The 23,785-nt window shown below is 75.7% G+C and carries 19 protein-coding genes; 4 read left to right on the top strand and 15 right to left on the bottom strand.

Features of this window, described 5'->3' with window-relative positions; genetic code table 11:
* Positions 1-99 precede the first annotated feature (99 nt).
* The 4 genes from infB to rimP form a co-directional block, all read right to left on the bottom strand.
* Positions 100-2,841, bottom strand: a complete 2,742-nt coding sequence (gene infB, locus CSPHI_RS05315; RefSeq protein ID WP_075691834.1) for a translation initiation factor IF-2 — start codon at positions 2,839-2,841, stop codon at positions 100-102.
* A 119-nt stretch (positions 2,842-2,960) separates the two neighbouring features.
* The gene (locus CSPHI_RS05310) at positions 2,961-3,278 is read right to left on the bottom strand and encodes a YlxR family protein (protein ID WP_075693763.1); all 318 of its coding nucleotides are present in this window, start codon (positions 3,276-3,278) and stop codon (positions 2,961-2,963) included.
* Between the two features lie 173 nt (positions 3,279-3,451).
* Positions 3,452-4,438, bottom strand: coding sequence for a transcription termination factor NusA (gene nusA / locus CSPHI_RS05305; protein WP_075691833.1), 987 nt, complete (start codon positions 4,436-4,438; stop codon positions 3,452-3,454).
* Positions 4,435-5,022: a ribosome maturation factor RimP gene (rimP, locus tag CSPHI_RS05300; RefSeq protein WP_075691832.1), complete on the bottom strand. Its 588-nt coding sequence runs from the start codon at positions 5,020-5,022 to the stop codon at positions 4,435-4,437. The genes nusA and rimP overlap by 4 nt, the downstream gene beginning before the upstream one ends.
* A gap of 57 nt (positions 5,023-5,079) precedes the next feature.
* On the opposite strand from rimP, the gene CSPHI_RS05295 reads away from it, so the two are divergent.
* On the top strand, positions 5,080-6,051 hold the full coding sequence (locus tag CSPHI_RS05295) for a DUF4439 domain-containing protein (protein WP_075691831.1): 972 nt from the start codon (positions 5,080-5,082) through the stop codon (positions 6,049-6,051).
* 60 nt (positions 6,052-6,111) lie between these two features.
* On the opposite strand, the gene CSPHI_RS05290 is transcribed toward CSPHI_RS05295, so the two are convergent.
* Positions 6,112-7,863, bottom strand: a complete 1,752-nt coding sequence (locus CSPHI_RS05290) for a proline--tRNA ligase (RefSeq protein ID WP_075691830.1) — start codon at positions 7,861-7,863, stop codon at positions 6,112-6,114.
* A 75-nt stretch (positions 7,864-7,938) separates the two neighbouring features.
* On the opposite strand from CSPHI_RS05290, the gene CSPHI_RS05285 reads away from it, so the two are divergent.
* Positions 7,939-8,688: a YaaA family protein gene (locus tag CSPHI_RS05285; RefSeq protein WP_075691829.1), complete on the top strand. Its 750-nt coding sequence runs from the start codon at positions 7,939-7,941 to the stop codon at positions 8,686-8,688.
* A 25-nt stretch (positions 8,689-8,713) separates the two neighbouring features.
* Here the strand turns inward: CSPHI_RS05285 and cobA are convergent, their stop codons facing one another.
* The 6 genes from cobA to mqo all read right to left on the bottom strand — a co-directional run bounded on the left by cobA (position 8,714) and on the right by mqo (position 15,447).
* Positions 8,714-9,805 (bottom strand): uroporphyrinogen-III C-methyltransferase, encoded by a 1,092-nt coding sequence (gene cobA, locus CSPHI_RS05280; RefSeq protein ID WP_075691828.1) that lies wholly within the window; start codon positions 9,803-9,805, stop codon positions 8,714-8,716.
* A gap of 68 nt (positions 9,806-9,873) precedes the next feature.
* Positions 9,874-11,265, bottom strand: a complete 1,392-nt coding sequence (locus tag CSPHI_RS05275) for a cobyrinic acid a,c-diamide synthase CobB (RefSeq protein WP_075691827.1) — start codon at positions 11,263-11,265, stop codon at positions 9,874-9,876.
* Positions 11,259-11,879: a cob(I)yrinic acid a,c-diamide adenosyltransferase gene (cobO, locus tag CSPHI_RS05270; RefSeq protein WP_075691826.1), complete on the bottom strand. Its 621-nt coding sequence runs from the start codon at positions 11,877-11,879 to the stop codon at positions 11,259-11,261. Before cobO ends, CSPHI_RS05275 begins: the two co-directional genes overlap by 7 nt.
* Positions 11,880-11,965: 86 nt before the next feature.
* Positions 11,966-12,652, bottom strand: a complete 687-nt coding sequence (locus CSPHI_RS05265; protein WP_245803353.1) for a VWA domain-containing protein — start codon at positions 12,650-12,652, stop codon at positions 11,966-11,968.
* Positions 12,653-12,725: 73 nt separating this feature from the next.
* A complete protein-coding gene (locus tag CSPHI_RS05260) occupies positions 12,726-13,862 on the bottom strand; it encodes a magnesium chelatase ATPase subunit I (protein ID WP_075691824.1) in 1,137 nt (378 codons plus the stop codon).
* 88 nt (positions 13,863-13,950) lie between these two features.
* A complete protein-coding gene (mqo, locus tag CSPHI_RS05255) occupies positions 13,951-15,447 on the bottom strand; it encodes a malate dehydrogenase (quinone) (protein WP_075691823.1) in 1,497 nt (498 codons plus the stop codon).
* Between the two features lie 134 nt (positions 15,448-15,581).
* Between mqo and CSPHI_RS05250 the strand changes: the two genes are divergently transcribed.
* Both CSPHI_RS05250 and mtr read left to right on the top strand, forming a co-directional pair.
* Positions 15,582-16,616, top strand: a complete 1,035-nt coding sequence (locus CSPHI_RS05250; protein WP_075691822.1) for an alpha/beta hydrolase — start codon at positions 15,582-15,584, stop codon at positions 16,614-16,616.
* Between the two features lie 100 nt (positions 16,617-16,716).
* The gene (gene mtr, locus CSPHI_RS05245; protein ID WP_075691821.1) at positions 16,717-18,147 is read left to right on the top strand and encodes a mycothione reductase; all 1,431 of its coding nucleotides are present in this window, start codon (positions 16,717-16,719) and stop codon (positions 18,145-18,147) included.
* A 14-nt stretch (positions 18,148-18,161) separates the two neighbouring features.
* On the opposite strand, the gene CSPHI_RS05240 is transcribed toward mtr, so the two are convergent.
* The 4 genes from CSPHI_RS05240 to CSPHI_RS05225 form a co-directional block, all read right to left on the bottom strand.
* Positions 18,162-19,628, bottom strand: a complete 1,467-nt coding sequence (locus CSPHI_RS05240) for a cobyric acid synthase (RefSeq protein WP_075691820.1) — start codon at positions 19,626-19,628, stop codon at positions 18,162-18,164.
* Between the two features lie 10 nt (positions 19,629-19,638).
* Positions 19,639-20,529: a type I methionyl aminopeptidase gene (gene map / locus CSPHI_RS05235; RefSeq protein ID WP_075691819.1), complete on the bottom strand. Its 891-nt coding sequence runs from the start codon at positions 20,527-20,529 to the stop codon at positions 19,639-19,641.
* 34 nt (positions 20,530-20,563) lie between these two features.
* On the bottom strand, positions 20,564-22,408 hold the full coding sequence (locus tag CSPHI_RS05230; RefSeq protein WP_075691818.1) for a penicillin-binding transpeptidase domain-containing protein: 1,845 nt from the start codon (positions 22,406-22,408) through the stop codon (positions 20,564-20,566).
* 82 nt (positions 22,409-22,490) lie between these two features.
* Entirely contained in the window at positions 22,491-23,717 is a 1,227-nt protein-coding gene (locus CSPHI_RS05225; RefSeq protein ID WP_075693761.1) for a M50 family metallopeptidase, read from the bottom strand.
* Positions 23,718-23,785: the final 68 nt, after the last annotated feature.

The following is a 23,785-nucleotide window of genomic DNA, read 5'->3' as shown; positions in this document are numbered from 1 at the left end:
CGCGGCGCCGCGTCCTCCCCGGCCCCCGGGGGCGCGCGAAGGCCCCGGCCCCGCCCCCGCGGACGCGGGGACGGGGCCGGGGCGGCGGCGGGGTGCGCGCTAGGTGCGCGGCACCTCCACCTCCTCGAACACCTCGATGATGTCGTCGACCTGGATGTCCGGGTAGGACAGCACCATACCGCACTCGTAGCCGGCGGAGACCTCGGTGACGTCGTCCTTCTCCCGGCGCAGCGACTCGATGGTCGCCTTCTCGGTGACCACGTTGCCGTCGCGCAGCAGCCGGACCTTGCCGTTGCGGCGCACCTTGCCGGACTCCACCATGCAGCCGGCGATGAGGCCGACCGCGGAGGCCTTGAACAGGGCGCGGATCTCGGCGCGGCCGACCTGGCGCTCCTCGAAGACCGGCTTCAGCATGCCCTTCAGGGCCGCCTCGACCTCCTCGATCGCCTTGTAGATCACCGTGTAGTACCGGATGTCCACGCCCTCGGCGTTGGCCATCTCGGTGGCCTTGCCCTCGGAGCGGACGTTGAAGCCGATGATCACCGCATCCGAGGCGGCGGCGAGGTTGACGTTGGTCTGCGTCACCGCGCCGACGCCGCGGTCGATGATGTTCAGCGCGACCTCGTCGTCCACCTCGATCTTCAGCAGGGCCTCCTCCAGCGCCTCCACGGTGCCGGCGTTGTCGCCCTTGAGGATGAGGTTGAGCGTGGAGGTCTCCCGCAGGATCTCGTCGAGGTTCTCCAGGCTCACCCGCTTCCGGTTCTTAGCCTGCAGCGCATTGCGCCGGCGGGCGTCGCGGCGATCCGCGATCTGCCGGGCGGTGCGGTCCTCCTCGACGACGAGCAGGTTGTCGCCCGCGCCGCATACCGAGGTCAGGCCGAGCACCTGCACCGGGCGGGACGGGCCCGCCTCCTCGACGTCGTTGCCGTACTCGTCGATCATGCGGCGCACCCGGCCGTAGGCGTCGCCGACGACGATGGAGTCGCCGACGCGCAGGGTGCCGCGCTGCACGATCACGGTGGCCACGGGGCCGCGGCCGCGGTCCAGGTGGGCCTCGATGGCCACGCCCTGGGCGTCCATCTCCGGGTTCGCGCGCAGGTCCAGCTCGGCGTCCGCGGTGAGCAGCACCGCCTCCAGCAGGGCGTCGATGTTCTCGCCCTGCTTGGCGGAGATGTCGACGAACATGGTGTCGCCGCCCCACTCCTCGTCGGTGAGCCCGTACTCGGTGAGCTGCCCGCGGATCTTCTGCGGGTCGGCGCCCTCCTTGTCGATCTTGTTCACCGCGACCACGATCGGCACCTCGGCGGCCTTGGCGTGGTTGATCGCCTCCACCGTCTGCGGCATCACGCCGTCATCGGCGGCGACCACCAGGATCGCGATGTCCGTGGACTTCGCGCCGCGGGCGCGCATGGCGGTGAACGCCTCATGGCCCGGGGTGTCCAGGAAGGTCACCCGGCGCTCATCGTCCTCGAAGGGCACCTGCACCTGGTAGGCGCCGATGTGCTGGGTGATCCCGCCGGACTCGTGCCCGCCCACGTTGGCCTGGCGGATGCTGTCCAGCAGCCGGGTCTTGCCGTGGTCGACGTGGCCCATCACGGTGACCACCGGCGGCCGGATCTCGAGATCGTCCTCGCCGCCCTCGTCCTCGCCGAACTGCAGGTCGAAGGACTCCAGCAGCTCCCGGTCCTCGTCCTCGGGGGAGACGACCTGGACCTTGTAGTCCATCTCGTCGCCGAGCAGCTGCAGGGTCTCATCGCTCACCGAGGCGGTGGCGGTGACCATCTCGCCCAGGTTGAACAGGGCCTGCACCAGGGCGGCCGGATCGGCGTCGATTTTGTCCGCGAAATCGGACAGCGAGGCGCCGCGGGCGAGCCGGATGGTCTGGCCCCGGCCGTTGGGCAGCTTGACGCCGCCGACGACCGAGGGCGCCCGCATCGCCTCGTACTCGTGCCGCTTCTGCCGCTTCGACTTGCGGCCGCGCCGCGGGGCGCCGCCGGGCCGGCCGAAGGCGCCGGCGGTGCCGCCGCGCCGTCCGCCGCGGCCGCCGCGGGGGCCGCCGCCGGGGCCGCGCCGGCCGCCGCCGGGACCGCCCGAGGAGGCCTTCGCCGGCATCTGGCCGGGGTTCGGGTGCGGGGGCATCGCGGCCGGGGTGGGCCGGCCGCCGCCGGGCCGGGGCCCCCGGCCGGCGGGCTTGGCGCCGCCCTGCGGGCGGGGCCCGCCGCCGGGCCGGGGCCCGGGCTTGCCGCCGGGACGCGGCTGCGGGCGCGGCATGTTGGAGGGCCGCGGCGCCGGCCGGGTGCCGGTGGAGAAGGGGTTGTTGGCCACCCGCGGGGCGCGGGCGCCCGGCTTCGGGCCGGGCTTGCCGCCGGGCTTGGGGCCCGGGGCGGGGGCCTCGGCGCGCTGCGGGGCCTTCGGGCCGGGCGCGGCGCCGGGCACCTGGGTGGGCTTGGGCGCCTTCGGCGCGGCCGGGGCCGGGCCGGGCCGGGCCGCGGCGGGCTTGGCCGGGGCCGCCTCCGCCGGGGTCGGCGGGGTGGGCCGCTTCGGCGCGGCGGGGGCCTTGGCGGCCTTCGCCGGCTTGGGGCCGGGCTTGGTCGCCGGGCCGGGCTTGGCGGCCGGGCCGGGCTGGCCCGGCTGGCCGGGCTGACCCGGCTGGGCCGCGGCGGGGGCGGATTCGCCCCGCTCGTCGGCGTACACCTTCTTCATCTTGCGCACGACCGGGGGTTCCACGGTCGACGACGCGGTCTTGACGAACTCGCCATGCTCCTTGAGCTTGGCGAGGAGTTCCTTGCTGGTGACCCCGAGCTGCTTAGCCAGCTCATGGACACGGAGCTTTCCGGACACTGCTCTCCTCACTTGCGGAGTCGAGCAGCACCCCGGGCGCTCGCCCGTGCTGGTGTGTCCCGACCCCGAATTATCGGTTGCCGTTCATCGCTGATGCTTCATCGTGTGCTCATCAGTGTTCAGGTCTTTCCCTTGGAACGAGGCCCCCGCGCGACGTCCCCGAGATCCTCGAGGTAGTCGCGCACGGGGCCGGCGTCCGCGGTGGCGGACACCCTCAATGCGCGGCCGAAGGCGCGGCGCTTGTCGGCCGCCGCCCACGCGTCCAGCGTGGGCGTCAACCAGGCGCCGCGGCCCGGCAGCCGCCGGCGGGGATCGGGGATGACGCGCAGCGCCGCCCCCTCGCCGCGGGCGACGACCCGCAGCAGTTCCGTCTCCGGCAGCCGGGCGCGGGTGGCGATGCAGGTGCGGGTGCGGATGCGCGGGGCGCCGGCCGGGATCGGATCCCGGTGCGGCGGTCGCGGTCCGGCGGATTCGCCGGGCCAGCGGAAGTCATCCTCGTGCAGCGCGCAACCGCCCTTTCGCATACGTCGTTTCCGTGCCTTGGCCGATGACCAGCATAACCCGGACCGGGCCCATGTGCCCAACCCGCTGGCCGGGCGCGCCGGGGCGGCTACTCGGCGTCGGAGCGGATGTCGATCCGCCAGCCGGTGAGCCGGGCCGCCAGCCGCGCGTTCTGGCCCTCCCGGCCGATCGCCAGGGAGAGCTGGTAGTCGGGCACGGTGACCCGGGCGCGGCGCTCCTCGGCGTCGGCGACCTCCACGGCGAGCACCTTCGCCGGGGCCAGGGCGTTGCCCACGAAGGCCGCCGGGTCCTCGTCGAAGTCGATGATGTCGATCTTCTCCCCGCCGAGCTCCTCCATGATGGTGCCCACCCGGGAGCCGCGCGGGCCGATGCAGGCGCCCTTGGCGTTGAGCCCCTTCACCAGCGGGCGCACCGCCACCTTGGAGCGGTGCCCGGCCTCCCGGGCGATGGAGACGATCTCCACCGCCCCGTCGGCGACCTCCGGCACCTCCAGCTCGAACAGCCGGCGGACCAGTTCCGGGTGGGTGCGGGAGAGGTTGATGCCCACCCCGCGGGGGGTGCGCTCCACGCCGACGACGTAGCACTTCACCCGCTGGCCGTGCTCCAGGGTCTCCCCCGGCAGCTGCTCGGCCGGGGGCAGCACCCCGTCGCGGCCCTCCGCCTCGGAGCCGATGTGGATGATCTCGATGCCGCGCTCGTTGGCGCGCACGTCGCGCTGCACCACCCCGGAGACCACCTGGTTGGAGTAGTCGGCGTATTCGCCGAAGACCCGGTCGGTGGCGGCGTCGCGCAGCCGCTGCAGGATCACCTGGCGCACCTTGGGCGCGGCGATGGACTCCAGGTGCTCGGGGGTGTCGTCCCATTCCGCGATGAGGTTGCCCTCGGCGTCGCGCTCCTGGGCGAAGACGGTGACCTCGCCGGTGTCGGCGTCGATGTCCACCCGGGCGTGCGGGGCCGGCGCGGTGGTCTCCCGGTAGGTCTCCCGCAGCGCCCGGCCGAGCAGGCCCAGCATCTCCTCCACGCGGATGCCCTGCTCCCTCTCCAGGGTGCGCAGGGCGGCGAGCTCGATCTTCACTTGTCTTCCTCCAGGCGGGTGCGGGCTGCGGTGAAGTCCAGCCCGGCCAGCTCCGCCTCCGGGCGGGGCGCCGGGCCGAACTCAACTTCTACCACCGCCCCGGCCACCGCACCCAACCCGGCCACCCGCAGGCCCGGGCCGGAGCCGCCGGCCCGCCCGCCGCGGCCCCGGCCGCCGGGTGCGGCGGCGTCGACCAGCACCACCCGGGCGCCGTCGGGGTCCAGGGCGCCGATCCGGGCCAGCCCGGCGTCGCCGGGCAGCCGCACCAGCCGGCCCCGGTTGCGCCGCCAGTGCCGCGGCTCGGTCAGGGGGTGGTCCACCCCCGGGGTGGAGACCTCCAGGGTGTAGGGCTGGGCGCCGAACTCGGCCCGGCCGGCGGCCTCGGCGGCGTCCAGGGCGGCGGAGACCTCGGCGGTGACCCGCTCCAGGGCGTCCAGGTCGGGCGGGGTGTCCCCGTCGACGAGCACGGTGACCTGGGACTTGGCGCCGGCCCGGACGACCCGGACGTCCTCGACGTCCAGGCCCCGGCCGGCGACCGCGCCGGTGATGATCTCGCGGATGACGTGGGGGCTGGGAATTGCCATGCCGCCGAGTCTATCGGCCCCCGGTTCTGGCACGATGGTCGCGTGAGCGTGCCGCGAATGACCCCCGTCCCCGCCCCCGCCGACCGGCCCCGCGCCACCGCCGCCCGGCCCAGCCGCCGCGTCTTCCTCGGCGGCGCCCTGGGCCTGGCCGGGGCGGGGCTGGCCGCCGCGGCCGGCTGCGGGATCACCGAACCGCGCCCCGATGCGCTGCTGCGCGCCCAGCTGGCCCTGGCCAACCGGGACGTGCTGCGCCTGGGTGAGGATGCCGGTGCCCGGGTGGAGCACGCCCGGGTGCTCGCGGCCGAAATCGAGCGGGCCTGCGGCACCCGGGAGGACGGCACCGCCCCGCAGTCCTGCGTCGCCGACCCGGAGGCCGCCGCGGACCCGGCGGAGGGCACCGGGGCCCGGGAGCTGCTGCTGGATTCGCTGCGTTCGCCGCTGCTGCCGGAGGCGCTGGCCGACGGCCCGCTGCGCGAGGAGTTCCCGGTGCTGGTCGCCGCCGCGGTCACCGGCGGGATCGTGCTCGCCGCGCGGGAGGCGGAGGTGGAGTGGGCGGAGCTGACCCCCCTGTTCGAGGGCGCCGAGCCCGGTCCGGCGGATGCCGGGCTGCTCGCCGGGGCGCTGGCCGCCGAGTACCAGCTGATCTACGGCATGGGGGTGGCCGCGCCCCGGGTGCCGGCCGGCCTGGCCGAGTCCACGGCGACCTCCGCGGACCGGCACCGCCGGGTGCGCGATGAGGTGATCCGGGTGCTCGACGCCGCCGGCGCGGAGGTGCCGGCCGCCCCGGCCGGCTACGCCCCGGCCGGCGGGGCGGACCCGGACGCCGATCCGGGCGAGTTCGCCGCGGAGCTGGAGCGCGCCGCGGCGCGGGCCTGGCGCGGGGTGCTCGCCGAGGCCCATGAGCCGGGGGTGCGCTTCTTCGCGCTGCAGGCCGCGGGTCTGGCGCAGGCCGGGGCCGCGGTTTTCGCGGGCGAGCCCACCGCGGCGGTGCCCGGCCTGGGCGGCGCCGCCCCGGGCGCCGGCGGGTGACCGGACGGCGCCCCGCACCCCGCCGGGGGATGCGGGGCGCCGGCCGCGGGCCCGCCGGGCTCAGTCGCCGCGCACCAGGGCGCGCACCGCGGCGACCGCCTCGGCGTAGGGGACCTCCCGGGTCCCCCCGCCCATCCGGTCGCGCAGCTCCACCAGCCCGTCGGAGAAACCGCGGCCGACGACCACCACCACCGGCATGCCGAGCAGTTCGGAGTCGCGGAACTTCACCCCGGGGCTGACCTTCGGCCGGTCGTCGAGCAGGGTGCTCACCCCGGCGGCGTCGAGGTCCCCGGCCAGCCGCTCGGCGGCCTCCCCGGCGGCGGCGTCCTTGTTCGCGATCACCACATGCGCCTGGTACGGGGCCACCGAGGCGGGCCAGCGCAGCCCGCGCTCGTCGCTGAGCTGCTCGGCGAGCACCCCCACCAGCCGGGACACCCCGATCCCGTAGGAGCCCATGGTGGGCCGGGCCCGTTTGCCGGACTCGTCGAGGATGTCCACCTCGAAGGCGTCGGTGTACTTGCGGCCCAGCTGGAAGATGTGCCCGATCTCGATGCCGCGGTCCAGGGTGAGGGTGCCCCGGCCGTCCGGGGCGGGGTCGCCCTCCCGGATCTCGGCGGCCTCGATGGTGCCGTCCGGGGTGAAGTCCCGGCCGCAGACCAGGTCCACCACATGGGCGTCCGGCGCGTCGGCGCCGGCGATCCAGGAGGTGCCGGCCACCACGCGCGGGTCCACCAGCAGGCGCACCCCGTGGGCGGCCAGCGCCCGCGGGCCGATGAAGCCCTTCACCAGGAAGGGGTGCCGGGCGAAGTCGGCGTCCTCGGCCAGGCGCACCGCGGCCGGCTCCAGGGCCGCCTCCACCCGCTTCATGTCCACCTCGCGGTCGCCGGGGATGGCCACCCCGAGCAGCTCCTCCTCCCCGCCGGGTTCGGTGACCGCGAGCAGGATGAGCTTGAGGGTGTCCGCGGCGGTCACCGCGCGCTCCGGCAGGGCGCGGCCGGCCCAGTCCACCAGGGCGGCGATGGTGGTCGCCCCCGGGGTGGGGTGCACCACCGCCTCCGGCAGCCCCTCGACGGGCCCCGGCTCCGGTGCGGGGGTGGTCACCGCCTCCACGTTGGCGGCGTAATCGGAGCCGGTGGAGCGCACGAAGGTGTCCTCCCCCGCCTCGGCGACGGCGAGGAACTCCTCGCTGGCGGAGCCGCCCATCGCCCCGCTCATCGCGGAGCAGATCACGTAGTCCACGCCGAGGCGGTCGAAGATCCGGCGGTAGGCGGTGCGGTGCGCCTGGTAGGCGGCCTCCAGCCCGGCCTCGTCCATGTCGAAGGAGTAGGAGTCCTTCATCACGAACTCGCGGCCGCGCAGGATGCCCGCCCGGGGCCGCTCCTCGTCCCGGTACTTGGTCTGGATCTGGTACAGGATCGCCGGGAAGTCCTTGTACGAGGAGTACAGGTCCTTCACCATGAGGGTGAAGATCTCCTCGTGGGTGGGCCCGAGCAGGTAGTCGTTGTCGCGGCGGTCCTTGAGCCGGAACAGGTTGTCCCCGTACTCGGTCCACCGGTCGGAGGCCTCGTAGGGCTCCCGGGGCAGCAGCGCCGGCAGCAGGATCTCCTGGGCGCCGATGGCGTCCATCTCCTCGCGCACCACCGTCTCGATATTGCGCATCAGGCGCAGCCCCAGGGGCAGCAGCGAATACACGCCGGGGGCGACGCGGCGCATGTACCCGGCCCGGACGAGGAGCTTGTGGCTGGTGACTTCCGCATCGGCCGGATCCTCGCGCAGGGTGCGCAGGAACAGCCGGGACATTCGCTGAATCATGCCCGGCAGTCTAGCCGCTGCCCCGGGCGGCCGAGGCCGCCGGGCCGCCGGGGGCGGCCGCGGTAGCATCACCGCATGCGCATCATCCTGCCCCCCTCGGAGACGAAGGCCCCCGGCGGCGCCGGGGCCCCGCTGGACCCGGCGGCGCTGGGCTTCCCGGAGCTGGCCGGCGTCCGCGCCGAGATCGCCGCGGATCTGACGGCCCTGGCCGCCGACCGGGACCGGGCGATGGCGGCGCTCGGCCTGGGCCCCCGGCTGGCCGCGGAGGTCGACGCGGACCGGGAGCTGGCCACCGCGCCCACCATGGCCGCCCTGGACCGCTACACCGGGGTGCTCTACGACGCCCTGGACGCGGCCACGCTCGACCCCGCGGAGCGGTCCCGGCTGCTCATCGGCTCGGCGCTGTTCGGGCTGCTGCGCGCCGATGACCCGATCCCGCGCTACCGGCTCTCCGCGGGGGCGAAGCTGCCCCGCCGGGCCGACCCGGCGGCGGCGCCGCCGACCATGCGGGCCCGCTGGGCCGGCGCGCTGCCGGCGGCGCTCGCCACGCTGCCGGGGCCGGTGCTGGACCTGCGCTCCGGGGGCTACGTGAACCTGGGCCGGGCCCCCGCGGCGATCACCGCCCGGGTGGTCACCGCCGCCGGGAAGGTGGTCTCGCACCACAACAAGCACCACAAGGGCCTGCTCGCCCGGGCCCTGGCCCGCGCCGACGCGGAGCGCCCGCTGGCCGACCGGGCGGCGATGGTCGCCGCCGCCCGGGCCGCCGGCCTGGACGCCGCGGCGGCCGCCGACGGGGTCATCGAGGTGACCGCGCACCCGGGTTGAGCCCCGGGCGGGGCGGCGGAGCCGGTCAGCGCCCCCCGGCCCCGTCGGCGGCGGCGACCTCGCCGATCACCAGCACCGCCGGCGGGCGCACCCCCTCGTCCACGAGCCGCCGCCCCAGCTCGCCCAGGGTGCAGCGCAGGCTGCGCTGGTTGGCGGTGGTGCCCTCCTGCACCACCGCCGCCGGGGTGCCCGGGTCCCGGCCGCCCTCGATGAGCGCCGCCGCGATCGCCGGGCCGTTGCGCACCCCCATGATCACCACCACGGTGCCGCGCAGCCGGCCCAGCGCCGGCCAGTCCACCAGGGACTCCGGGTGCCCCGGGGGCAGGTGCCCGGAGACGATCGCCAGATCGTGGGTGAGCCCGCGCCGGGTCACCGGGATCCCGGCTGCGGCGGGCACCGCCACCGCGGAGGTGATCCCGGGCACCGCCCGCACCGGGATGCCCGCCTCGACCATGGCGGCGTGCTCCTCCCAGCCGCGGCCGAAGACGTAGGGGTCGCCGCCCTTGAGCCGCACCACGAACAGGCCCTGCCGGGCCCGGTCGGCGAGCAGCTCGTGGATCCGGTCCTGGGCCATCGCCCGGCCGTAGGGCAGCTTCGCCGCGTCGATGATCTCCACGTCCGGGTCCAGCTCCCCGAGCAGGGACAGCGGGGCCAGGTGGTCGGCGACCACCACATCGGCCAGCCGCAGCAGCCGGCGGCCCTCCACGGTGATGAGCCCCGGGTCCCCGGGGCCGCCGCCGACCAGGGCCACGGTGCCGGCGAGATCCCCGGCCCGGGAGGCCCGCCGGCCGGTGACCCGGCGCACGTCGGCGGCCTCCCCGCCGGTGGCGTCGTCGACCAGGGTGCCGCGGCGGGCGGCCTCCACGCTGACCTCCCGGCGCAGCCCCGGATCGCAGAGCACCACCAGGGACTTGCCCCAGATCATCGCCGCGGTGAAGGTGGTCCGGTACAGCGAGATCCGCCCGGCCTCCGCCCAGGCCTCGATCACGGTGGTGATCTCCCCGCCCTCGCAGACGGTGACCTCCGCCCCGGCGTCGAGGAGATCCGGGATCACGCGTTCGGCGAGGGTGGAGGCGCCGACGACCAGCACCGGCCGCCCCTTCAACTGCAGGCTCATGCACCGGATTTTAGCGATCCGGCCCGCCCCGGCCGGCGGCCACCCCGGCACCGGGCGCCGCCGGGCGCTCAGCGCGCGGCGGCGACCAGGCCGGCGATCCCGGCGGGGTTGCCCGCCGGGTGCAGGTGCAGGTAGGAGGCGTGCACCCGGCCGGAGGGGTGCACCAGGCCCTCGGTGACCGGACCGCGCTCATCGCGCCAGCCCCAGGCCGGGGTCCAGCCGGCGGCGCGGGCGGCGCGCAGCCCCGCCGCGTCCAGGGCGGTGCGGTGGAACTCGTGGCCGCGCACCCGCGCCCCGGCCGGGCCGAGCGCGGAATCCGACAGCGCCACCGCCTCCCGGTAGCCCAGGGTGAGCCGCGGCGACATCGCCGCCGACCCGGGCAGCACCCCGCACATCGGCAGGCCGGCGAGCTCCTCGAGCAGCAGGAGCAGACCGGCGCATTCGGCGTGCACCACCGCCCCCCGGTGCACCGCCGCGCGCAGCGCCGCGGCGAGATCGGCCCGGGCGGACAGCGCCTCGGCATGCTCCTCGGGGAAGCCGCCGGGCAGGATCACCGCCGCCGCCTCGGGCAGCTCGTCGACCAGCGGGTCGAACACGGCGACCTCCGCCCCGGCGGCGGCGAGCAGCTCCGCGTGCTCGGCGTAGGCGAAGCTGAACGCCGGCCCGGCGGCCAGGGCCACGCGGGGGCCGGTGCCCGGCGCCGCCGCGGCGGCCCCGAGTTCGGCCGCCGGATCCCAGGGCTCCTCGGCGACGCCGGCGCCGAGGCCGGCGAGGGCGGTCAGCCGGTCCAGGTCCACGTGCGCCTCCACCAGGTCGGCCATCGCGGCCACCGCCGCCGCGGCGGCGGCCCCGCCCTCGTCGGCGGTGACCAGGCCCAGGTGCCGGGAGGGCACGGCGGCCCCGTCCACCCGGGGCACCGCCCCGAGCACCGGGGTGCCGGCGGCCTCGATCGCGGCGGTGGCCACCGCGGCATGCCGCGGCGAGCCCACCCGGTTGAGGATCACCCCGGCCACCGCCACCCGGGGGTCGAAGGTGGCGAAGCCGTGCACCAGCGCCGCGGTGGACTGGCTCATCGCCCGGGCGTCGACGACCAGCACCACCGGCGCGCCGAGCAGGGCGGCGACCTCGGCGGTGGAGCCCTCCGCGCGCAGCGGATCCCCGCCGATCCGGCCGTCGAAGAGGCCCATCACCCCCTCCACCACGGCGATCCGCGCCCCGGCGGCGCCATGGGCGTAGAGCGGGCCGACCCGCCCGGCCCCGCAGAGCACCGGGTCCAGGTTGCGCCCGGCCCGCCCGGTGGCCAGCCGGTGGTAGCCGGGGTCGATGTAGTCGGGGCCGACCTTGAAGGGGGCGACCGGGCCGCGGCGGGCCAGGGCCGCCATCAGCCCGGTGGCCAGGGTGGTCTTGCCGGCGCCGGAGGAGGCCGCGGCGATGACCACCGCCGGGGCGGCGCTCACCACTCGATGCCCCGCTGGCCCTTGCGGCCGGCGTCCATCGGGTGCTTCACCTTCGTCATCTCGGTGACCAGGTCGGCGACGCCGAGGAGCGCCTCCGGGGCGTCGCGCCCGGTCATCACCACATGCTGCCGGCCGGGCCGGTCCGCCAGGGTCGCCACCACCTCGTCGAGGTCGATCCAGCCCCAGTTCAGCGGGTAGGTGAACTCGTCGAGGACGTAGAGGTCATGCGCCTGCGCCGCCAGCCGGCGGCGGATCTCCGCCCAGCCCTCGGCGGCGGCGCGGGCGTGGTCGGCCTCGGCGCCGCGTTTGCGGGCCCAGGACCAGCCCTCGCCCATCTTGTGCCATTCCACGGCCCCGCCCTCCCCGGTGGCCTCGTGCAGCTCCCCGAGGCGGCGGAACACCGCCTCCTCGCCGACCCGCCATTTCGCGGATTTCACGAACTGGAACACCCCGATGCCCATGCCCTGGTTCCAGGCGCGCAGCGCCATCCCGAAGGCGGCGGTGGACTTGCCCTTGCCGGGGCCGGTGTGCACCGCGGTGACCGGCAGCAGCCGGCGTTGCCTCGTGGTCAGCCCGTCATCGGGGATGTTCGCGGGATCCACCCGGCCCTTCGGCATGCGCTCCTCCTCGGCTCGGCTCCCCGCCCACGATATCCGGCTGCCGCGCGCCGCGGGGCGGCGGCCGCCCGGGTCGCGCGCGGCGCTCAGATCCCGGCGCGCACCACCCCGGCGACCGCGTCGGCGTCGAGGGCGGCCAGCCGCACGCAGGGCGCGCCGAGGGAGTCGGCGAGCTCCGCGGCCAGGCCCAGCCGCACCCGGCCGGATTCGCAGTCCACCACCACCGCCCCGGCGGCGCCGCGCTCGCGCAGCGCCGCCGCCGCGGCCCGGGCCCGCTCCCGGCCGCCGGGGCCGGTGGCCCGGCCATCGGAGAGCACCACCAGCAGCGCCCGCCGGCCGGGTTCGCGGCGGCGCTCCCGCTCGATCAGGTGCAGCGCCTCCACCAGGCCCTCGGCCAGGGGGGTGCGCCCGCCGGTGCGCAGCCGGGCGAGCCGGCGCACCGCGGCGTCGATGGAGCGGGTCGCCGGCAGCGCCACCTCCGCCCCCGGGCCGCGGAAGGTGATCACCGCCACGGTGTCCCGCTTCTGGTAGGCGTCGCGCAGCAGGGAGGTCACCGCCCCGGTGACCGCGGAGAGCCGGTCCCGGGCGGCCATCGACCCGGAGGCGTCGACGAGGAAGACCACCAGGTTCGACTCGGTGCCGCGGCGCAGCGCGCCGCGCAGGTCCCGGGTCTCGAGGGCCAGCCGGCCGTCCTCGACCACGGCGCCGCGGCCGGCGGCGGCGGCGACGGTGCCGGGCACGTGCACCCCGTGCCCCCCGGCGATGGCGCGCACCGTGGCCCCGCGGGGCCCGTGCGCGGCGGAGCGGCGCCCGGACAGGCCCTCCCCGGCCCCGGGCAGCCGGATGTCACGGACGGCGAAAGGGGGCGCCCTGGGCGGCGCGACCCCCCTCCCCCGGCGCCTCCGCGCCGGCCTCGGGATCCGCCTCGGGGGCGGCGTCGGCGTCCCCGGCCGCCGGCGGCGGCTGCGCCCCCTCCGGCTCCCCGGCGGGGTCCTCCCCCGCCCCGGCGGGCTCGGGCTCCCCGGGCTCCTCGGGGAAGTCCCGCCGCGCCCGGTCCATCGCCTCGTCGAGCTGCTCCGGGTCCAGGCCCGGCTCGTCGAAGGGGTCCCGGCGGCGGCGGTGCGGCAGCGCCAGCTCCGCGGCGACCCGGATGTCCTCGTCGGCGACCCGGACCGCGCCGGCGGCGGGGCCGTCCGCGACGGCGGCGCGCCAGGCGGCGTGCGCCCGGGCGGCCCGGGCGATCACCAGGTCCGCGCGCATCCCGTCGACGTCGAAGGAGGCGCACAGCACCGCGATCCGGCCCAGCGCCGCATCGTCGAGCACCACCTCCGGCAGCACCGCCCGGGCCCGGGTGAGCCGGGCGCCGAGGTCGGCGTCCGCCCCGGCCCAGCGGGACCGGAAGGCCGCCGGGGACTCCTCGAAGGCCATCCGGCGGCGGATGATCTCCACCCGGTCCGCCGGCTCCCGGCTGGCGGCGACGTCCACGGCCAGGCCGAAGCGGTCCAGCAGCTGCGGGCGCAGCTCCCCCTCCTCCGGGTTCATGGTGCCCACCAGCACGAAGGAGGTGTGCTGGGTCTCGGAGACCCCGTCGCGCTCGATGGTCACCCGCCCGGTGGCGGCGGCGTCGAGCAGCACGTCGACCAGGTGGTCCGGCAGCAGGTTGACCTCGTCGACGTAGAGGATGCCGCCATCGGCCTCGGCGAGCAGGCCGGGGCGCACCGTGGCCCGGCCGGTGGTGAGCACCGTCTCCACGTCGATGGAGCCGACCACCCGGTCCTCGGTGGCGCCCAGCGGCAGGTTCACCAGCGCCCCGCGCAGCAGCGGGGCCAGGGCGCGCACCGCGGTGGTCTTCGCGGTGCCCTTCTCCCCGCGGATCACCACCCCGCCGATTTCCGGGGCGATGGCGCCGAGCACCAGGGCCAGGCGCAGCCGGTCCTGGCCGACGACGGCGGAGAAGGGGTAGACGGTCGCGGTGTCGCTCATGGACCCGTTTCTACCCGACGCGCCCGCGCCCCGCGGCACCCGTCGGGGTGCGCGCGGGGCGCGGGCGCGGGGCCGGCCGCGGGGGCGGTCAGCGATCCAGCTTGAGGGTCTTCTCGGAATCGGCCCAGACCCTCTTGAACAGGGCGGTGTCCTCGGAGAGGTGCACCCCGTAGGAGGGCACCATGTTCTTGATCTTCGGCGCCCAGTCGCCCATCTTCGGGCCGAAGCAGCGCTCGATCAGCTTGATCATCACCGCGGGGGCGATGGAGGCGCCCGGGGAGGCGCCCATCAGCCCGGCGATGGAGCCGTCCGCGGAGTTGATCACGGCGGTGCCGAACTCCAGGGAGCCGAACTTCGGCGCCTTCGCCGGGGCGATCACCTGCACCCGCTGGCCGGCGTTGATGATCTCCCAGTCCTCGTCGCGGGCGGCGGGCACGTACTCGCGCAGCGAGTCCATCCGGGCGGAGAAGTTCTTCAGCACCTCCTCGATGAGGTACTTGGTCAGGCCCAGCTCCTGGAAGCCCACGCCGAGCATGGAGGGCAGGTTGTGCGGGCGCAGCGCCTTCACCAGATCCAGGTTGGAGCCGGTCTTGAGGAACTTCGGGGTCCAGCCGGCGTAGGGGCCGAACATCAGGCCGCGCTTGCCGTCGATGACCCGGGTGTCCAGGTGCGGCACGCTCATCGGGGGCGCGCCGACGCTGGCCTTGCCGTAGACCTTGGCGTTGTGCTTGCCGATCAGCTCCTCGTTGGTGCAGCGCAGCCACTGCCCGGAGACCGGGAAGCCGCCGTAGCCGCGGATCTCGGGGATCTTGGCCTTCTGCAGCAGCGGCAGCGCATTGCCGCCGGCGCCGACGAAGACGAAGTTGGCCCGGATGGTGCGGGTGTCCCCGGTATGCCGGTTCTTCACCGTCACCACCCACTTCCGGCCGTCCCGGGTGAGGTCGGTGACCACGTGGCCGTAGCGCACCTCGGTGCCCCGGTCGGACAGCGAGGCGAGGTACTGGCGGGTCAGCGCCCCGAAGTTGACGTCGGTGCCGTTGGTGTTGCGGATGGAGGACACCGGGGTGGAGAAGTCGCGGCCCTCGGCCATCAGCGGCAGGTACTCCGCCCAGCGGTCGTTGTCCTCGATCAGCTCCTGGCCGAAGAACAGCGGATGCTCCTTGAGCGCCTCGTAGCGCCGCCGCATGTAGTGGATCTGGTCCTCGCCCTGGGCGAAGGTGGTGTGGTCCACCGGGTTGATGAACTCGCGCGGGTCGGTGAGCACCCCGTCGGAGACCAGGTAGCTCCACAGCTGCCGGGAGACCTGGAACTGCTCGTTGATGGTCAGCGCCTTGGTCACGTCGACCTGGCCGCGCTTCTCCGGGGTGTAGTTGAGTTCGCACAGCGCCGAGTGGCCGGTGCCGGCGTTGTTCCACGGGGAGGAGGACTCGGCGGCGGGGGCGTCGAGGCGCTCCAGCACGATCTGGGACCAGGCGGGCTCCAGCTCCTTGAGGAGGACGCCGAGCGTGGCGCTCATGATGCCGGCGCCGATCAGCGCGACATCGACCTCATCTCCGACCTTGGCTGGCAGGTTCTTCTGGGACACGGCAGGCAACACCCTTCACGATTGGGACGCGGGACACGGCGGGGATGCGCCGGCCCGGGCTGTTTCTCGTTTACCGCCTCCATTGTGTCACACAACCACAGACGCCCAGTCACGATCCCGCTACCCTGTGCCTCGTGAGCGACGACAACCAGCGGCCCCGCCCCGACGCCGCGCCCGACCGGGACTGGGCCCCGGACATCCTCGGCGCGGGCTTCACCGCATGCACCATCGACCTCGGCCCGGACCCGGACGGGGAGACCGACGTGGTGGCCACCGTGGTGCGCCACGCCCCCGACGGCGCCGACGCCCCCGGGTTCGCCGACCGCGATGCGGTGCTGCTCATCCACGGGATGAGCGACTACTTCTTCCAGGACCACGTCGCGGCCCGGCTGCATGCCGCCGGCTACGCCTGCTACGCGGTGGACCTGCGCAAATGCGGGCGCTCGCACCGGCCGGGGCAGACCCGGCACCATGTCACGGAGATCTCCCGCTACGACGCGGACCTGGATGCGGCGGTGGATCTGGTGCTCGCCGCCGGCCACCCCCGGGTGGTCCCGCTGGGCCATTCCACCGGCGGGCTCATCCTGGGCCTGTGGCTGGACCGGATCCGCCGGCTGGCGCCGGACCGGCACGCCCGGATCCCGGGGGCGGTGTTCAACAGCCCCTGGCTGGAGCTGCCCTTCACCGGGCCCCGGCTGCCGCTGACCAAGGCGGTGACCGCGACCATGGCCCGGCTGCGGCCGAACATGTGGACCCCGGACAAGGGGCTGCCCGCCTACGGCGACTCCATCCACGCCTCCCGGCACGGCGACTGGGACTTCGACCTGGCCCATAAGCCGCTGGCCGGGTTCGAGAAGCGCTTCTCCTGGCTGGACGCGGTGCGCCGGGCGCAGCGCCGCCTGCAGCGCGGGGTGGAGGCGGGGGTGCCCTGCCTGGTGCTGCACTCCGACGCCTCCCGGCTCAACGCCCCCTACGCCCCGGCCACGGACACCTCGGACGCGGTGCTGGTGGTCGACCACATCGTCCGGTACGCCCCGAAGCTGGGCTCGGACGTGGAGCTGGTGGCCATCCCCGGCGCCCGCCATGACGTGTACCTCTCCCGGGAGCACGCCCGGGAGCAGGCGCTGCGGCTGACCCTGTCCTTCCTGGACCGGGTCACCGCCGGCTGAGCGGCCCGCCGGGACGGGAACAGCGGCGCCGCCGCGCGCGTTGCAGGGGGAAGGCGCGGGATGACCCGCGCGCGCAGCCCCCCCCCAGTCAAGGAGAGCAATGACCCCCACCGAGCACTACGACGTCGTCATCATCGGCACCGGCTCCGGCAACGCGATCCCCTCCCCCGCCTACGACGGGCTGCGGATCGCGCTCATCGAGGAGGGCCGCTTCGGCGGCACCTGCCTCAACGTCGGCTGCATCCCGACGAAGATGTACGTGCTCGCCGCCGACGCCGCCCGCGGCGCCCAGCGCGCCGCCCGGCTCGGGGTCGACGCCGAGGTCACCGGGGTGGACTGGGAGGCGATCCGGGAGCGGGTCTTCGCCCACCGGATCGACCCGATCGCCGCCGGCGGGGAGGCCTACCGCCGGGGCCCGGAGACCCCGAACATCGACGTCTACGACGGCCACGCCGAGTTCACCGGGCCGCGCACGCTGCGCACCGCCCGCGGCGGCGAGGAGGTCACGGTCAGCGGGGATCAGGTGATCATCGCCGCCGGGTCGCGCACCAACATCCCCCCGGTGGTGGCCGATTCCGGGGTGCGGTACCGCACCAACGCCGACGTGATGCGGATGCCGCGGCTGCCGGAGGAGATGATCATCCTCGGCGCCGGCTACATCGCCGCGGAGTTCGCGCACGTCTTCTCCGCCCTGGGCACCCGGGTGCACGTGATCAACCGCTCGGCGCTCATGGTGCGGCACTGCGACGAGTCCATCGCCCGCCGCTTCACCGAGCTCGCCGGGGGGCGCTGGACCCACCACGCGGAAACCGAGATCACCGCCCTCGCCGAGGACGGCGACCGGATCCGGGCGGAGCTCTCCGACGGCACCACCCTGGTCGCCGATGAGCTGCTGGTGGCCACCGGGCGCCGCCCCAACGGGGACCTGATGAACCTGCCCGCCGCCGGGGTCGGGGTCCACGACGACGGCCGGATCATCGTCGACGCGCATGGCCGCACCACCGCCGAGGGGGTGTGGGCGCTCGGCGACGCGTCCTCCCCGCACCAGCTCAAGCACGTGGCCAACCACGAGGCGGCGGTGGTCTTCCACAATGTGCTGGCCACCCGCGCCGGGGCCGGGGCGGATGCGCCGCTGCGCACCCTGGATCACGGCCCGGTGCCCTCGGCGATCTTCTCCGATCCGCAGATCGGCCAGGTCGGGATGACCGAGGCGGAGGCCCGGGAGTGGGCGGCGCGCACCGGCGCCTCGATCACGGTGAAGGTGCAGGACTACGGCGACGTCGCCTACGGCTGGGCCCTGGAGGACGAGCACGGCTTCCTCAAGCTGATCGCCGACCGGCGCACCGGGGAGCTGCTCGGCGCGCACGTGATCGGCGAGCAGGCCGCCACCCTGGTGCAGCAGCTGGTGCAGCTGATGGCCTTCGGCATCGACTGCCGGGCCGCGGCCCGGGACCAGTACTGGATCCACCCGGCGCTGCCGGAGCTGATCGAGAACGCGCTGCTCGGCCTGGAGTTCGACGAGCCCGCCTGAGCCCGCCGGCCGGCTCAGCCGGCCGGGTCGAGCTGCGCGATCCCGGTGGCCGCGGCCAACCCGGGCCCGGCCAGGTGATCGCGCACCGCGTCGGCGAGCAGGTCCAGCTGGCGCTCCCGCGCCGCGCGGAAGGAGGTGCCCGGGCTGACCCGGAAGCCGTCCTTGCCGGCCTCCGCGGCGACCTCGGCGAGCAGCCGGCGGCGCACCGGGTCCTCCTCGAGCAGCCCGTGCCGGTGGGTGCCGCGCACCGGGCCGCGCACCGCGCCCTCGCCATGCGGCCAGGTCGCCTCGGCGCTGCGGATGACCCGGCCCTGGCGCACCTCGTAGGAGCCGCCCGGGTGCCGGCGCAGGATCTTGTCCTCCCCGAAGGCGATGTCCACGTCGAGCAGGCCCAGCCCGGCCACCGCCCCCGCCCCGGACTCGACCCGGTCCTCGATGCCCCGGCAGAGCATCTGGAACCCGCCGCAGATGCCCAGCACCGGCACGCCGCGGCCCGCCCGCGCCGCGATCGCCGCGGCCAGGCCGGTGCGGCGCAGCCAGGCCAGGTCGGCGATCGTGGACTTGGTGCCGGGCAGCACCACCAGATCCGCGGCGAGCGCGTCGAGCGGGTCGACGGTCCAGCGCACCCGCACCCCCGGCTCCACGGCGAGGGCCTCCACGTCGGTGGCGTTGGACACCCGGGGCAGCCGGATCGCGGCGACCTCCAGGGCCTCGGCGCCCAGCGGGGCGGCCCCCGGGCCCACCGGGGCGCCGACCCGGGCGGCCAGCGAGTCCTCCGCGTCCACCCACAGCCCGGGCAGCTCCGGGACCACCCCCAGCACCGGCACCCCGGTGCACCGGGTGACCTCCGCCAGCCCGGGGGCGAGCAGGCCCGGGTCGCCGCGGAAGCGGTTCACCGCGAACCCGGTGATCCGCTCCCGGTCCGCCGGGTCCAGGATCGCGTGGGTGCCCACGAAATGGGCGAGCACCCCGCCCCGGTCGATGTCGCCGACCACCACCACCGGCAGCCCCGCGGCCTCCGCCAGGCCCATGTTGGCGATGTCGGAGTCGCGCAGGTTCACCTCCGCGGGGCTGCCCGCGCCCTCGCAGATCACCACCTCATGGCGCTCCCGCAGCCCGGCGAGGGCGTCGGCGACCACCCCGCGCAGCTCCCGGCGCCGGCCCCGGTAGTCCCGGGCGCCGACCCGGCCGGCGGCCCGGCCGCGCACCACCACCTGGCTCACCGCCTCCGCCTCGGGTTTGAGCAGCACCGGGTTGAAGTCCACCGAGGGCGCCAGCCCGCAGGCGGCGGCCTGCAGCGCCTGGGCGCGGCCGATCTCCCCGCCGTCGGGGGTCACCGCGCAGTTGTTGGACATGTTCTGCGCCTTGAACGGCGCCACGTCCACGCCCCGCCGGGCGAGCAGCCGGCACAGCCCGGCGACGAGCACGGATTTGCCGGCGTCGGAGGTGCAGCCGGCGATGAGCGCGGCCGGGGCGGCCACCGGGGCGCCCCTAGCGCCGCGCCGGGTCCACGGCGCCCTCGCTGGGCAGGGTGAGGATCTCGTGGCCGTCCTCGGTGACCAGCACGGTGTGCTCGAACTGGGCGGTCCAGGCCCCGTCGGTGTTCTGCACCGTCCAGCCGTCCTCCCAGATCCGGTAGTCCAGGCCGCCGAGGTTCACCATGGGCTCCACGGTGAGCGTCATCCCCGGCTCCAGCAGGGTGTCCTGGGAGGGTTCGTCGTAGTGCAGCACCACCAGCCCGTTGTGGAAGGTGGTGCCCACCCCGTGCCCGGTGAAGTCGCGCACCACCTGGTAGCCGAAGCGGCGGGTGTAGGCCTCGATCACCCGGCCGATCACGTTGATCTCCCGGCCGGGCCGGATCGCCGTGATCCCGCGCATCATCGCGTTGTAGGTGCGCTCCACCAGCAGCCGGTGCTCCTCGGCGACCTCCCCGGCGTAGTAGGTGGCGTTGGTGTCGCCGTGCACCCCGTCCTTGTAGGCGGTGACGTCGACGTTGACGATGTCGCCCTCCTCGATCACCTGGGTGCCGGGGATGCCGTGGCAGACGATCTCGTTGAGGGAGACGCAGCAGGACTTGGGGAAGCCCCGGTAGCCCAGGGTGGAGGGGTAGGCACCGTGGTCGAGCAGGTACTCGTGCACCACCCGGTCCACCTCGTCGGTGGTGTTGCCGGGCACGCACGCCTCCCCCGCGGCCTGCAGCGCGTCCGCGGCGATCCGGGAGGTCTCCCGCATCGCGGCGATGTCCTCCGCGGACTGCACCAGCGGCTCCCCGACGCCCTCCCGGACGCTGTCCCGCCAGGCGTACTCCGGCCGCGGAATCGACGGCGGCACGGTGCGGATCGGCGTCGGGGGCTGCTGCTTCAGGGGGCTGCGCGTGCTCATGGCGGTCATGGTACCCCCGGCCCGCGCCCCCGGTTCAGGGTGCCGGGGTGAGTTCCGCGGCCTCGTCGAGCAGCTCCAGGAAGCGGTCCGTGACCGCCACCGCATGCTCCGAGCCGCCGCCGTGCACGATGAGCGTGGCGAAGGCCAGGTCCCCGCGGTAGCCGGTGAACCAGGCGTGCGAGCCGCCCGGGGCCTCCGCCTCCCCGGTCTTGCCGCGCACCTCCCCGCGGCCGGCGATCGCGGTGGCGGTGCCGGAGGTGACCACCGAGCGCATCATCGAGCGCAGCCCGGCGAGCACCGCCGGGTCCAGCGGCCGGGAGGCCCGGGAGGACCAGGTGCCGGCCGCCGGCAGCAGCGTCGGCGCGGGCGTGCCGCCGCGGGCGACGGTGGCGGCGACCAGGGCCATGCCGAAGGGGCTGGCCAGGTCCAGGCCCTGGCCGTAGCCGGCGTCGGTGCGCTCGGCCTCGTCGGTTCCCTCGGACACCGAGCCGGTGAAGGTGGTCAGCCCCGGGATCCGGTAGTCCACGCCGAGGCCGAAGGCGGCGGCCTGCTCCTTGAGCTGCCCCGGCGCCAGGGAGTGCGCGATATTGCCGAAGGTGGTGTTGCAGGACCTGGCGAAGGCGGCGTCCAGGCTGGTGTCGCCCACCCCGGAGCCGTTGTAGTTGGTGACCACCCGGTTGCCGATCTCCATGGTGCCCGGGCAGGGCACCGTGGCCCCGGGGTCCAGCCCGGCCAGCGCGATGCCCGCCCCGGCGGTGATGATCTTGAAGGTGGACCCGGGCGGGAACTGCCCGGTGAGCGCCAGGTCCCCGCGCTCATCGGCCTTGCGGGTCTGCGCCACGGCGAGCACCTCCCCGGTGGAGGGCCGGATCGCCACCAGCATGGTCTCCGCGTCGGCGCGGGTGTCCACCGCCGCCTGCGCGGCGTCCTGCACCGACTTGTCGATGCTCGCCCGCACCGCCTCCGCGGCCCGCGGGGCCACCCGGTGCAGTTCGCTGACCGTGGCCCCGTCCGGGCTGGCGGCCACCACCGCCCAGCCGTCGACCCCGGCCGGGCCCTCGGCGACGAGGTCCTCCACCCGGCTCATCAGCTCCGGGGCGAAACCGGGATCCGGGCGCACCATCGCCGCCTCGTCATTGACCCGCACCCCCGGGATCTCCGCCAGCTGCTCCCGGATCCGCCCCGGGGCGTCGCCGGGCAGCACGATCACGGAGAAGGGCCCGCTCCCGCCGGCGGCGGCGGCGCCGACCGCGCGGGCGTCCACCCGCGGGCCCTGCGGGTCCGCGGCGAAGCCGTTGTTCACCACGGTGGCGATCCGGTTCACCGCGCCCTGCGCGGAGTCGGCGACGTCGCGGTCCAGGATCACCCGGTGCACGGTGCCCGGGCGCAGCAGCTCCGCCCCGTCGGAGCCGACCACGGTGGCCCGGTCCGCGGGCAGGGTGCGCAGCGCCGGGTGCTGGTTGGCGCCCAGCCGGGGGTGCAGCGCGGAGGGCTGCCAGCGCAGCAGCCACTGCCCGCGCACCCGGGCCAGGGCCATGGTGGTGCGATAGCGCCAGCGCCGGTCGCCGCCGAGGGCCCAGTCCAGGTCCACCTCCGCGGTGGACTGCGCCCCGTCGCCGTCGATCCGGGCGATCCCGTGCTCCAGGTAGGACGCGTCCAGGGCCCGCCAGGCCAGGCCGAGATCCTCCTCGGCGGCCTCCGGGCGGTCGGTGAGCTCCGCGGCGCCGGGGATGTCCGCGGCGGCCAGGGCGGTGAGGAAGCGCTCCAGCACCTCCCGGCCGTCCTCCGGGCGCGGGGTGCAGGCCACCGCGCCGGCGAGCAGCGCCAGCGCCAGCAGCAGCCCGCCCAGTCGGCGGCGCGGGGACCCGGGGAACTCCATGATCGCCGAATCTAGCGCCGCGGCCGCCGCGGCCCGCCGAGGCGCGCCGAACGGCGTGCGCCGGAGGGCGCGGCGGCGCCGCCTAGAAGAAGCGGATCGGGTTGACCACGTCGGCGGCGATGACGATGATCCCGAAGGCCAGCAGCACCGCGGTGAAGGCGAGGGTCACCGGCATCAGCCGGGTGTAGTCCACCGGCGCCCCGGGGGCCAGGCCGCGCACCCGGCGCAGCAGATCCCGCAGCCGCTCGTAGCCGACCACCGCGATATGGCCGCCGTCCAGCGGGGGCAGCGGGATCAGGTTGAACATGGCGAGGAAGAAGTTCAGGTTCGCCAGCATCATCACGAACATGGACCACAGGTCCGCCTCCGCGAGCTCCCCGCCGAAGCGGGAGGCGCCGACCACGCTCATCGGCGACTCCGGGTCGCGTTCCGCGCCGAAGACGGAGGCGACCACGCCGGGCACCTTGCCCGGGATGGCGAGCAGGCCCTCCCACACCGCGGCGAACATGTGCCCGGTGAAGGCCAGCGACCCCGGTACCGCGGTGAGCGGGTCGTACTCCAGGATCCGCTGCTTCGGGGCCTGGAAGGCGATGCCCACCGCGGCGACCTCCACCGCATCCCCGCCGACCATCCGGGTGACCCGCTCCGGGGCGACGGTGACGTCCATGAGCTGGCCGACCCGCTCCACGGTGAGCACCACCGTGGCGTCCTCGGTGGCGCGCACCGCCTCGGCGACCTCCCGCGGGGTGGCCACCTCCGCCCCGCCGACGGCGACCACCACGTCCCCGGCGCGCAGCCCGGCCAGCTCCGCGGGGCCCGCCCCGGTGCATTCGGCGAGGGTGCCGTCGGCCGCCTCGGCCGGGGGCACGCACTGGGTCTGCGCGATCCGGGGGCTGAGGTCCACGTCCGGGTCCGGCAGCCCCCAGGTCACCGCCACCGCGTAGATGAGCAGCACCCCGACCACCAGGTTCATCGCCACGCCCCCGGAGAGCACCGCCACCCGGGCCCACCAGGGCCGGCGGTACATGGCGTAGGGCTCCTCCTCGGGGGTCACCGGGTCCGCGGCGGTCATGCCCGCGATATCGCAGAAGCCGCCCAGGGGCACCGCCTTGAGCCCGTACTCGGTGACGTGCCCGCCGGCGGCGCGGTGCCGGCGGCGGAACGAGGCCACGGTGGGGCCGAAGCCGATGAAGTACCGGCGCACCCGCATCCCGAACACCCGCGCGGCGGTCATATGGCCCCATTCGTGCAGGGCGATGGTCACCGCGATGCCGACGGCGAAGAGGGCTACTCCGAGGAAGAAGGACACCGCGCCAGTGTAGCGGGGGCCCGCGCCCGGATGCGCCGCGCCGGGCCGGGCGGCGGGCACCCCCACCC

It is taken from the genome of Corynebacterium sphenisci DSM 44792, assembly GCF_001941505.1.
GTDB classification, from domain to species: Bacteria; Actinomycetota; Actinomycetes; order Mycobacteriales; family Mycobacteriaceae; genus Corynebacterium; species Corynebacterium sphenisci.
This window is presented reverse-complemented; position numbering and strand designations above follow the sequence as displayed.